This window comes from Bacillus sp. FSL W8-0640, from assembly GCF_038007725.1.
GTDB lineage: Bacteria > Bacillota > Bacilli > Bacillales > Bacillaceae_G > Bacillus_A > Bacillus_A cereus.
The window spans coordinates 533,109-546,257 of the sequence record NZ_JBBOXT010000001.1 but is presented as its reverse complement, the minus strand read 5'-3'; the positions used below and the strand labels follow the sequence as shown (position 1 = coordinate 546,257).

The window sequence follows — 13,149 nt, the reverse complement described above, 5'->3', positions numbered from 1 at the left end:
AAAGAACAGGAGAAACCTATTGTGACAGGCTCCTCCTAGAAAATAACCGATATATTATATATCTATATAATATACTATTTTCCACAAAAAGTAAAGTTAAACATACATTGGAAAAGCACTTATTTTACTGATAATTTGTACGTTCCATCACCATTATCATATTTATATACATACAAGTAATACTTGCCTGGTTTTGCATTAAATTTCGCTTCTATATGATTCCCATTGGCTTGACCGTAAGCTGCATAATTTTGCATATCTGATTCATGGTGAAGTACCCATGTCATTCCAATTCCATACTCATTTAAAACAGAAATGTCGATATCTCTCGCTGATGCTACATTAAATGTATAAACATCAGTGTGGTCCCCGCCAATAAGACTACCTTTTATCGTACTATTTAGCCCGATACGATTTGCTTCTTCTAGACGATTATTTGGTTCTGATTCTGTTAAACTTCCATCTTTAATCGTAACAGTTGTTTCGCTTCTGCTCTCTTTGCCTTTATCATCTTTTACTCTTAACGATACTTTATAAGAACCTTCTCTTTCATATACATGTACTGGATTCACTTCTGTACTTGTGCTTCCATCTCCAAATTCCCATAAATAAGAAACAATTTTTCCATCTTCATCGTTTGAGCCATCACTTTTAAATTGAATTCCCTCTTTTACAAGACCGCTATAAGGGCCATTTATATTAACCGTTGGAGCTTTATTTTCTCCATCATCTTTTGCGATTCCATGGAAGACTACATCATATTCAAATTCATTTGAGCTATTCACACGATAATTGACGAAGTATGCTGTAACAGTTTTGTAGCCACTCCATTCTTTTTGCGCCAATTGTTCTAAAGATTCATTTACTCTTTTACTCATTGCTTTCCAATCTTCTGATTCACCTTTTGTGACACTACCTGTATACGTACCTTCTAATGTAAATGTATTAAAGAATTGAGAATTATGTTTTGTCATTTTTGTATCTTTCATAGGCAACGTATCACTAATTTCTTTTTTCACTTCAGTTAACGATTTTGGTGCATGTTCAGCTAAATAATCATCTGCTACTTCCGGTACATTATATTTATCTTGATTATCAATTAACTGCTGCATATACTCTTGATACTCTTTATTTAACTTAGGATCTTTACTTAGATTTTCACGATATGCATCATAATTTTTCACGTCATTCGCACGAATCAAATCTTGAATTTTATCAAATGTTTCAAACTGATGCGTATATAAGTAAGACTGCAATGCGAACGAGTAATTATAGAAGTCCCAAGAACCGTATTTAGCAAATAGTGTACGCTCTGCTGTATAACGGCTTGCAGGATCAGATGATAATCCGCTAATTATACTCTTTCTTGGTACAACGTTATTCGTACGAGTAGATCCTGCGAAAAACTCTGCATTTCCTTCTTGGAACCAAGTTAGCCTTTCATTTTGATACATATCTCCTCTTCCAAATAAACCAGGAACTTCATATCTCCCTTGCAGGTAATGAGTAAATTCATGACGGAATAACTCTTCTAAACTATAAATACTTTGCTCTGGTGTACGCTCATATGTAAAGAATGTACCTGTCTCTTCAATATAAATTCCACCGTTGTTTGTTTCATATCCATACAATTGTCTATTTAATTGATATTCATCTGGACTATTATAAATTACGATCGTTAATACATCATCCGCATTTCCTGGCTCTAACGCTTTGTCATTTCCAATTACACGGTGGTACTGTGCCTTTACTTCCTTCGCAGCCCAATATAGTCTCTTAATTTTTTCTTCTGATACTTTATCTCCTGTTTTGAACACAATTGATCCATCGTCGAATGTATACGTTTTTGGTAAGTATTGCTCTTTTCCTTCTTTACGTATTTTCTCTAAATCTACTGTATTCCCGCTATAATCTTTACCATTATAATTTGTTGTAATTTGTTCTACCGCAACAAAATACGGTTCACTTAAGCTCGGGTACATATGCATTGCTTGTGTAACAACCTCTAATCCTTTATTTGGATTGCTATGAAACTTCCCTAAACGGCTAGCAAAATAAATGCCATTATTAACGAGCCATTTATTTTCTGGCGTTACTTCATTTAGAAGAGCAATACGATTTATTTCATTAATAAACCCATCTACTTTTCCATACCACATCGTTTCATTCGCTTCTTTACGAGCCTCAGTTAAGTACGACTGTATATCATAGTCAATACCTTGCATAATATCGTATATTGCTTGTCCCTTCATTCGATCATTTACATAAGTAGTATAATTATCATTGTATTGCTTTAAAATATTCGATGCATATTGAACCGTTTCAACATCGCTTGAAGCATTACTAATTAATTTACCGTATGCAGATACGACTGTATCTTGTTCAACTGTACCAAGCTTAAAGTTTGGATTTTTTGCGATTGCTTTTAAAGCAGGTAAACATTTATCCTGGAAGCTTCTTTCATTTAAGTCGCTTAATTCACTATTATAAAATGCAAGATAAAAAGCTGAACGCAGCACTTCAGTAAACGTTTGAATTCCTTTTGAATCATCTTTCGTAAATGTACTACCTCTATGAGCTAATTCATCTATAATGACTTGCATTTTTCCTTTATCTTTATAAAAAGCCTTTGCATCTTCATTAAACTGGAATAAGTCTGTAATTTGGTGCCACTTAATACTGCCTAACGTTTCAACTAATTCTTGATCATTCATTTTGTTTAAATCAGCCATTGAATAGCTTTCTTTAACTTGCTTTACTGCAGTTTTCTTCGTAATAGATGCTGGTCGCTGTGAAAAATCTCCTACTTTTAAACGTTCTTGAAATGATAAAGTTTCATCAACTTTTGAAATATGTCCAACTTCATCTACCGACTTTTCAATTCCAACCGGTTTCGTTTTCAACACGTTATACGGTACTTTTTCTTCCGCTGCTGCATGAGTTTGAAGTGCGCCTAACGATAAAGCCATTGTACTAATGCTAAGCATCACTTTATTGATCTTTGATTTCTTGTTCATATCCTTGCCCCCTATTTTAATATTCCATTCAAGAATTTAACATAAAATCTGGATGTAACAATATAAAATGCAATATTTCATATTATTTCTTCCTATAATTTGTACATATCGTGAACACATTGCTCTTTACCTCCCTAAAACAAATTGCATCCTTTCACATTATAAAAAGGTAATTTTTTGACAATTAAAAACTTAATTGTTATGATTATTATAATTGTTAACTTTATTAAATAAGGGTGGGATTCTATGATAAAAAAAGAAAACAGTGTATTTTATATCTCCTTCTTGCTAACAACATTATTCATTATATGGGGAATTACCCCAGCAAGTTGGATACAAGGCTACGATTTACAAAGTGTTACATCTTCTTTAAACTCATTTATCCTCAATAAATTTGGGTGGTTTTACTCTCTACTTATGACTACAATGATTATTTTGGCTGTTTATTTAGCATTTTCTAAGTACGGTTCTATTCGTCTTGGTAAAGATGGAGAAAAGCCAAAATATAATTATCCATCTTGGCTATCCATGTTGTTTGGGGCAGGAATGGGAATTGGACTCCTCTTTTATGGAATCGCTGAACCGATTTCACATTTTACAGATCCATTAACAGGAAAAGCGGGGACAGAGGAAAGTGCCAAACTCGCTATGCAATATTCATTTTTCCACTGGGGACTCTTTCCGTGGTCACTATACGCAATGGTTGCTTTAACAATTGCATATTTCACATTCCGCAAACAAAAAGGTAGCACTATCGGGGCTACAGTTACTCCATTATTTAATCGATCGAAAAATTCTCGTATCGGAAAAACAGTTGATATTTTAGCTGTTTTAGCCACAGTATTTGGCATTGTGCCATCTGTTGGGATTGGTGCTCAACAAATTGCTGGAGGATTAAGCTATTTATTCCCTTCTATTCATAACACTTTACTTACACAGCTCGTACTTATCGCCATCTTCGCCGTTTTATATTTAACGAGTGCACAAACTGGCTTAGATCGTGGGATTAAATATTTGAGTAACTTAAATTTCTCTCTTGCAGGTATTTTACTCGTCTCCTTTTTATTTTTAGGGCCAACCGTATTTATTATGAAATATTTCACATCTACACTCGGTTCTTATATTGGAGCTTTGCCTAGTATGGGATTAAATTTAGGAGCATTTAATGAAAAATCTTCTTCTTGGATTGAAAACTGGACTATTTTCTATTGGGGATGGTGGATTTCTTGGTCTCCATTCGTCGGTACATTCATCGCTCGTATTTCTAAAGGGCGCACAATAAGAGAATTTATTTTTGGAGTTGTATTAGTCCCGACTCTTATCTGTACATTTTGGTTTGCAGTATTTGGTGGTACCGCAATCCATATGGAAATGTTCCAATCGCTTGGAATAGCTGATGAAATTGCAAAAAATGGTACAGAGATTGGATTATTTGCTGTTATTTCACATCTACCATTCTCTACATTTTTAACGATTATCGGGTTAATTTTAGTAGCCACATTTTTCGTTACTTCTGCCGATTCAGCAACATTTGTTGTTTCCATGCAAACGAGTAACGGAAGTTTATCACCGAAAAATAGTTTAAAACTTATATGGGGATTAACAATCGCGATAATTGCCGCTATTTTATTACAAGCTGGAGGATTAAATGCACTACAAATCGCAGCTATAATTGCTGCGCTACCATTTTCTATTGTAGTCGTTCTTATGGTTACTTCACTCTTTAAAGAGCTACGAAAAGAAGATGTTAATTTGCAAACGAAAGAAGTGCCGAAAAAAATAAAAAAGGTTATGTAACGATTGGCGCCTCAAATCACTTCTAAATCCGTAATAAAACCCATTCATATGAAATATCATTTTCATATGAATGGGTTTTTCACTCTATTATATAGTGTTGTAAACATGCTTTTTCCTCAAAACCTACTTTCTTGTACAATTTCATCGCACGATCATTATTCGTATTCAAACATAGTACTATCTCTCTCATCCCTTGGAAGGAGAAAATATACTGAATTGCCCCTTGTAATATCCGCTCTCCGACACCTTTTCTTCTACTATTTTCAGCGGTTGCAATAAATTCAATATTAGCTTCATGAAACTCCGGATTTACTTCAACATATACATAACCTTCTAACTTACCATTCTTCATACTTACAAATAATTTATTCGTATCACTTAAACGTTCAATGATTTCATTTCCTTCATAATATGTATTAGGAAAAATATTATTATGTAAAACAATAAACTGCTCAAATACTTGTTGAGATGCTTCCTCTACTTGATTTATTGTACATTGCTCCACATTAGTTTTCTTTAAAATTAAAACGCTATGTTTCTCTTGTTTTTTAGCTTGTAAATATTTCATAAAGTCGATACCATTACTATTTTTCACGTGATAAAATCCATGAAACTTTTGAATATGAAGTGGAATTTTCTCGATAAGTTTCTTCCACATACTTAAAGCAATCTCTCCCCAATTCGAAGCTATAATAAAAGGCCCCCAAATCTCCGCACTTTCGCTTATCTCATCTATATCAAATCCTAATACACCTACAATTTCATTATTATCATTATAAGAAACGACAAAAGACTTCTCCCGCCCTATATCAGAAAAACCATGAAGAATAGCGTCCAATATTTCTTCATGATTTTCCCCGCAATAACCAACATGCTGCGTAATATCTTTATTCATCATCGAAATAAATTCTGCAGCTTCTTCGATCTTTGAAATAGAATTAATATGCATAACTTCCCCTCCTTTTCTAATACACTTAGACAATCACTAGTAATATCCTTCTCTAGTAAAAAAAGACATCATCATATGCATGTTTCTAATAAAACCACCATGATAATGTCTTCTCAAAAAAGCAAAAATTAATTATATATAATAATAAGATTAAACGTTATTTATTTCTTAAATAATCTCTTTCTAAATACGAACATACTTAGTGCGGAAAGAACAAGTGTTATGCCAGAAAGTAAAGTCGATGTGCTAGCTTCACCGCCTGTTGATGGTAAAAATTTCTTACCTTCCTCTGGCTTATTAGTATGTTGTTTATTTAAAGTGTCTGCTTTTCTTCCCTCGTTTTCAACAACTTGATTATTCCCTTTTGGCTCTTGATCCAATCCTGTTGCTGATTCTTTTACTTCTTTCTTTGGTTCTTTCGCTTCTTCAACTTCTTTTGTTGGCTCTTTTTCTTCTTCTTTTGTTCCTTCAACTTCTTTTACCGGCTCTTTCACTTCTTCTTTTGTTCCTTCAACTTCTTTTACCGGCTCTTTCACTTCTTCTTTTGTTCCTTCAACTTCTTTTACCGGCTCTTTCACTTCTTCTTTTGTTTCTTCAACTTCTTTTACCGGCTCTTTCACTTCTTCTTTTGTTTCTTCAACTTCTTTTACCGGCTCTTTTTCTTCTTCTTTCGATTCTTCAACTTCTTTTACTGGTTCTTTCACTTCTTCTTTTGTTTCTTCAACTTCTTTTACCGGTTCTTTCACTTCTTCTTTTGTTCCTTCAACTTCTTTTACCGGCTCTTTCACTTCTTCTTTTGTTCCTTCAACTTCTTTTACCGGCTCTTTCACTTCTTCTTTTGTTCCTTCAACTTCTTTTACCGGCTCTTTCACTTCTTCTTTTGTTTCTTCAACTTCTTTTACCGGCTCTTTTTCTTCTTCTTTCGATTCTTCAACTTCTTTTACTGGTTCTTTCACTTCTTCTTTTGTTTCTTCAACTTCTTTTACCGGTTCTTTCATTTCTTCTTTTGTTCCTTCAACTTCTTTTACCGGTTCTTTCACTTCTTCTTTTGTTCCTTCAACTTCTTTTACCGGTTCTTTCACTTCTTCTTTCGATCCTTCAACTTCTTTTACCGGTTCCTTCACTTCTTCTTTTATTTCTTCAACTTCTTTTACCGGTTCTTTCACTTCTTCTTTTGTTTCTTCAACTTCTTTTACCGGTTCTTTCACTTCTTCTTTTGTTTCTTCAACTTCTTTTACCGGTTCTTTCACTTCTTCTTTTGGTATTAATTTTTCTACTATATTCTGCATTACAATGCCACTATATAATATGCCAGTCTCATAATGATCTGCATCTAAATCAAATTCATATATTTTTTCTCCTAAAGTACGCCAAATGATTCCCTCATCAGTAAGCGTTCCACCTTCACTCTTTAGTGTAATTTTTTCAATTGGCTCTCCCTCTAAATCATATACAGAAATTTTCACTTCTTTATTTATTTCTGCATCATCCAAAATGACCTTTTGCCTTCTAACATCAATTGTTATCCACTGACCTAATTGTATTAATGGCCTTACATCACGAATCTCATTTTCAGCTAATTTTAAACTAAGTAAGTCTAGCATTGATCCAAGAACCGTTACATCTTTAATACGATTATCTGTAAGATTTAACCACTGTAAATTTTCCAATGAAGATAGTGGTGTTATATCTTCAATTTGATTATGAGATACATTCACATTATTCAATTGTTTCAAGTTTGAGATGAACTCAATATTTTTCAGGCCTACTCCTTCTAAAGTGAGTTTTTCTAAGTTCGTCATGTACTCTAAACCTGTTATATTTTTTATCTCATTTCCATTTTCTTTAAGTATCTCTAATTTTTTAATCTGTAATAAATCTTCTTTTGTAATAGGAGCGTTTAAATTCTCTCTACCTAAATTCTCTTTATTAATATGTTGTTGTAAAGTTTTATCGAGAATTACATTTTCCTTTTGTTCATTATCCTCTTTTATTGTTTCCTTGATTTCGTCTAATCTTTCAACAACATTTTGAATTACTGTTCCATTAAACTTAATACGATTCTCTTCTGGCTTTATATCCAACATAAATTCATATGTTTTTTCACCAGTAGTCCCCCATTTAACAGAACCATTATTAACTATCCCATCTTCACTCTTCAATTGAATAGTATCAAGTGGCTCTCCTTGTAAATTATAGATAGGTATTTTAACTTCCTTATCTTTTTCTACATTATCTAAAAAGATTTTTTGTCTTTGAATATCGATATATATTCTTTTTCCTAGCTCTTGAACAGGTCTAACATCACGAATTTCATTTGAACCTAGCTTTAAATCATATAAGTCTGTTAAGTGACTAAGTGGCGTTATATCTGAAATATAGTTTTCTTCTAAATTAAGTGATTGTACAGTAGATAATCTTGATAAAGGTTCGATGTTTTCTAATTCATTTTTAGCAAGATCTAACTCTACTAATTTTTTCATTGATGTAATATGTTCAATATTTGTAAGTCCATTGTTACTTAAAGATAAGTTTTTTACATTTTTCAATTGCTCAATTCCAGCAAGGTTATCATTACTAATTTGATTATTTGCCACAGTCAAAGTCTTTAAAGATTTCACTGTAAATAATGGTTTAATATCTTTTATATAATTACTATTTAAATCTAGCATTTTAATCTTCTTCATTTGGCTTAATGGGCTTAAATCTGAGATTTTATTGTTTCTCAAAGTTAAAAACTCAATATGCTCTAACTCAGCCAAAGGTCCAATATCTTCAAGTTCACCATAGGTTATACTTAATGATTTTAATTGTCTCAATCCCGAGATAAATTTTATATTTTTTAACTTAACTTCTTCCAACTTTAAGTTTTCTAAGTTCGTCATATATTCTAGACCGCTTACGTCTTGTATTCCTTTATTTTTAGCTTCAACGACTATTAAAGATTTAACTTTTAATAAATCTTCCTTAGTTATTGGAGTATCTAGATTTTCTCTATTCAAATTATATTTATTAATATGCCTTTGTAGTTGCTTATCTACTATTACATTTCCAATTCCATCTTGTTGATCCACTTTATCCTCTTTATTTTCCTTTTGTTTTTCTGGAACATTGTTCTCTAAATTCAATGTATTTACTTCAAACTGTACTTGGTACTTATTATCATAGGCCATTGTTGGAATATAAATATGCATTCGCATATTATACCTTTTTCCTAATTCCCCTACTTCAAACTGAATCACTTTCGTTCCATTTTTCTTTTTATCTTCTGATATTACTTTCACATCATGAAACACACCTGGAGTATGAATATCCTCTGTTTTCAAGTATTGAAAGAAATCACTATCACTTAATGTTGCTGTTACAATTTTCTTTCCATTCTCAATTGTTAATTTCGGATCCTTTATATAAACAGCTGCCATAGACTCTTCATTCGTTTTATCTTTATACGCTTTAATAACAGCATCATATGTACCATCTTCTAAACCTTGTCCAGTTTTATTCGCCTCAATTGCTACTGCCGCTAAAGCAGGTGTTGAATAAACAGCAAACGGAAGTGATAACGCTGCCGCTATAATCATTGCATTTATACGTTTTCTTTTATTTTGTTTCAACTTTACATCTCCTCCGAAATATATAATTCGAAATGTAATCATTTCTCGAATAAATGATAATGATTTTCATTATCATTGTCAACTAGGAAAATAAAAAGTTTACAAAAAAAGAACCTCTTTAAAAGAGGTTATGCCATTTTTTCACCTGATTCTTCTCTAAAAAAGCTTTTCATCGCATGAAATACGTCTGCTTTTTGCTTTAAAATATAGTATCTAAAGTTTTCATCTTTAATATTTTTATAGGCTGACATGAGTGTACTATGGCGGTTGTACTGATTCACTTCCCCATACCCAAACATATTACACTTCTTCATTAGCTCTTCAACAAGTTTTACACATCTAGCATTATCTGATGTTAAATTATCACCATCTGAAAAATGGAATGGATAAATATTATAGCGGTCTGGTGAATATTTATTATCGATAAGTTCGAGTGCTTTTTTGTATACAGAAGAACAAATCGTTCCGCCACTTTCTCCTTTTGAGAAAAACTCTTCCTCTGGAACTACTTTTGCCTCCGTATGATGGGCAATAAATTCAATATCTACTGTTTCATACTTTGTGCGTAAAAATCTTGTCATCCAGAAAAAGAAGCTACGTGCCATATATTTCTCCCATATTCCCATCGATCCACTCGTATCCATCATCGCTAATACAACAGCTTTTGAATCTGGCTTTAATACTTCATTCCAAGTGCGGAACTTTAAGTCTTCTTGGTGAATTGGATGAAAAGATGCTTTACCACTCATTGCATTTCGTTTATATGCGGATATCATTGTTCTTTTCTTATCGATATTTCCCCATAATCCTGTTTTTCTAATGTCATTAAATTCAACATGTTCAATCCGGTTTTCATCCATTTCTTTTCTCTTTAAATTAGGCAGTTCTAACTCTCTGAAAAACGCTTGCTCTAATTCTAAAATAGAGACTTCAGCTTCATAGTAATCTTCCCCAGCTGCATCTCCTGCTCCTTGCCCTTTTCCTGGCCCTTTTTGTTTTTGACCACCTGATCCATCTCTCGCAACGACATCACCAACTTTGCTGTCACCGTTTCCTTGCCCAACATGTTTATTTTTATCATAATTGTATCTAATCTTATATTCATCTAGAGAACGAATTGGTATTTTTACAACATCCTTGCCATTAGACATAACTATACTTTCTTCTGTTACAAGATCGGGTAAATTATTCTTAATTGCCTCTTGTACTTTTTCTTGATGGCGCTGTTGGTCGTCATATCCTTTGCGATGGAGGGACCAGTTTTCCTGTGAAATCGTATAATTTGGTTGATTTTCTTCGCCCATTCCTTTCCCTCCTTACTGTAATTGTCTTCCTGTATGAACAGCAATCTATAAATTTTGTTCTGTAATGTGCAAGCTAGAATGTTTGAAAGGTAACTGCCCACAGAAAATCATCCCATAAACATTTATAACGTTTTTCATACAATACCCCGAGCATCCTAAACAAAATTTTGCCACTCACATAATAGAAAGAAATATTCAGCCACTGATAAGAAAGAAACACAATGCATTGTTGCACATATTTTTACTTTGCAACATATTGTATTGTGTTGGCTTTTTTCGTATGAATGGTTGGTTACTCTATCATATGCATATTGTAAAAATAATTGACAATAAATTCATAAAATTGCATCTTAATTTATTACATTTGGACAAGGTATGACACTTTATACACATATGAACGGATAATAAAACGCTGTCCCGCAAAATACAAGAGACAGCGTTTTGTTATCAAACTATCTGTTTAACAAGCTACCTACATAGCGTAGTAATTCATTTGCTGAAGAAGAATTATAGCCATGCTCATCAATTAAACGCGCAACAACATCATTGATTTTCTTAAGCTGATTTTCGTCCGGCGTTTTCGTTGACGTTGTAATTTTCACTATATCTTTTAAATCAGCAAATAGTTTTTTCTGAATCGCTTCACGAAGACGTTCATGTGAATTATAATCAAAGCGTTTTCCTTTACGGGCATAAGCAGAAATGCGAATTAAAATCTCTTCACGGAACGCTTTCTTAGCATTTTCTGAAATTCCAATTTGCTCTTCAATTGAGCGCATTAATTTTTCATCTGGACTCATTTCTTCTCCTGTTAACGGATCACGTAATTTCGATTTATTGCAGTACGCCTCGACGTTATCTAAGTAATTATCCATAAGCGTCTTAGCTGATTCTTCATATGAATAAACAAACGCTTTTTGTACTTCTTTCTTCGCGATTTCATCGTATTCTTTTCTCGCTAATGAGATGAAGTTCATGTAACGTTCACGGTCTTCATTACTAATGGATGGATGCTGATCTAGCCCATCTTTTAAAGATCTAAGTACATCTAACGCGTTAATAGATGGTACCTCTTTTCGAATGATTGTAGACGAAATTCGGTTAATGACATAACGAGGATCAATACCCTTCATACCTTCATCTTGATATTCGCGTTGTAATTCTTCTACATCAATCGCATTATAACCTTCTACCGTTTCTCCATCATACAAACGCATCTTTTTAATTAAATCAATATCCGGACGCTTCGGATCTTTTAAACGAGTTAAAATGGTGAACATTGCTGCAACGCGAAGTGTGTGTGGTGCAATGTGAACATTCGATACATCACTTTCACGAATCATTTTTTCATAAATATGTTCTTCTTCACTTACTCGTAAATTATAAGGAACTGGCATTACAATAATTCTTGAGTGCAATGCTTCATTTTTCTTATTTGCTATAAATGAGCGATACTCTGTTTCATTCGTATGCGCTACAATTAATTCATCTGCTGAAATAAGCGCAAATCTTCCCGCTTTGAAATTCCCTTCTTGCGTAAGCGATAATAAGTGCCATAAAAACTTCTCATCGCATTTTAACATCTCTTGGAACTCCATCATTCCTCGGTTTGCCTTATTTAATTCTCCATCAAATCGATACGCACGCGGATCTGATTCTGAACCATATTCTGCAATCGTAGAAAAGTCCAGACTACCTGTTAAATCTGCAATATCTTGTGATTTTGGATCAGACGGGCTAAATGTACCAATCCCTGTACGACGATCTTCAGAGAAGAAAATACGCTCTACAACTACATCCTCAATTCTTGATCCGTATTCTTGCTCTAAACGCATGACATTTAGTGGTGATAAATTCCCTTCAATTCTAACCCCATACTCATCAAAGAAATCATCTCGTAAATGATGTGGAATTAAATGCAGTGGATCCTCGTGCATTGGGCATCCTTTAATTGCAAAAATTGCTCCGCGATCTGTTCTTGAATATGTTTCTAATCCTCGTTTCAACATTGTAACTAACGTTGATTTCCCTCCACTAACAGGACCCATTAATAATAAAATTCTTTTTCTAACATCTAATCGTTTTGCAGATGGATGAAAATATTCCTCTACAAGACGTTCTAGAGCATCCTCTAATCCAAAGAGCTGATTACTAAAGAAGTTATACTTTCTTCTACCATCAACTTCTTCAATTCCAGCATCTTTTATCATATTGTAAATGCGAGAGTGTGCTGTTTGAGCCACCCATGGTCTTTCTTTCACAAGCTCCAAATACTCCGCAAACGTACCTTCCCATTGTAAACGCTCTTCTGCTGCTCGATGCTGTTCAATCTTTTTTAGAATATCCATTATAGCTCCTCCCCCATCTCCTTGTTCAATCGGATTATTATAAAAGGTATGCTAGGATGTCCTTAAACATTCTTTAAATCAAAACGAAATATATAATAGCACACTAAAATTCTCTCCAAA

At 33.4% G+C, this 13,149-nt stretch carries 6 protein-coding genes; 1 reads left to right on the top strand and 5 read right to left on the bottom strand.

What is annotated here, in order from left to right; translation table 11 throughout:
- Window positions 1-119: 119 nt before the first annotated feature.
- On the bottom strand, window positions 120-3,017 hold the full coding sequence (colA, locus tag N2V80_RS02845; RefSeq protein ID WP_061655576.1) for a collagenase ColA: 2,898 nt from the start codon (window positions 3,015-3,017) through the stop codon (window positions 120-122).
- 246 nt (window positions 3,018-3,263) lie between these two features.
- On the opposite strand from colA, the gene opuD reads away from it, so the two are divergent.
- Complete coding sequence (opuD, locus tag N2V80_RS02840; RefSeq protein ID WP_000591580.1) at window positions 3,264-4,814, top strand: glycine betaine transporter OpuD; 1,551 nt, start codon at window positions 3,264-3,266, stop codon at window positions 4,812-4,814.
- A 79-nt stretch (window positions 4,815-4,893) separates the two neighbouring features.
- Here the strand turns inward: opuD and N2V80_RS02835 are convergent, their stop codons facing one another.
- The 4 genes from N2V80_RS02835 to N2V80_RS02820 form a co-directional block, all read right to left on the bottom strand.
- Window positions 4,894-5,763 (bottom strand): GNAT family N-acetyltransferase, encoded by an 870-nt coding sequence (locus tag N2V80_RS02835; RefSeq protein WP_061655575.1) that lies wholly within the window; start codon window positions 5,761-5,763, stop codon window positions 4,894-4,896.
- A 161-nt stretch (window positions 5,764-5,924) separates the two neighbouring features.
- On the bottom strand, window positions 5,925-9,377 hold the full coding sequence (locus N2V80_RS02830; protein ID WP_340979392.1) for an NEAT domain-containing protein: 3,453 nt from the start codon (window positions 9,375-9,377) through the stop codon (window positions 5,925-5,927).
- A gap of 128 nt (window positions 9,378-9,505) precedes the next feature.
- On the bottom strand, window positions 9,506-10,681 hold the full coding sequence (yhbH, locus tag N2V80_RS02825; RefSeq protein ID WP_000503518.1) for a sporulation protein YhbH: 1,176 nt from the start codon (window positions 10,679-10,681) through the stop codon (window positions 9,506-9,508).
- A 452-nt stretch (window positions 10,682-11,133) separates the two neighbouring features.
- Window positions 11,134-13,029, bottom strand: coding sequence for a PrkA family serine protein kinase (locus N2V80_RS02820; RefSeq protein ID WP_000353273.1), 1,896 nt, complete (start codon window positions 13,027-13,029; stop codon window positions 11,134-11,136).
- Window positions 13,030-13,149 lie beyond the last annotated feature (120 nt).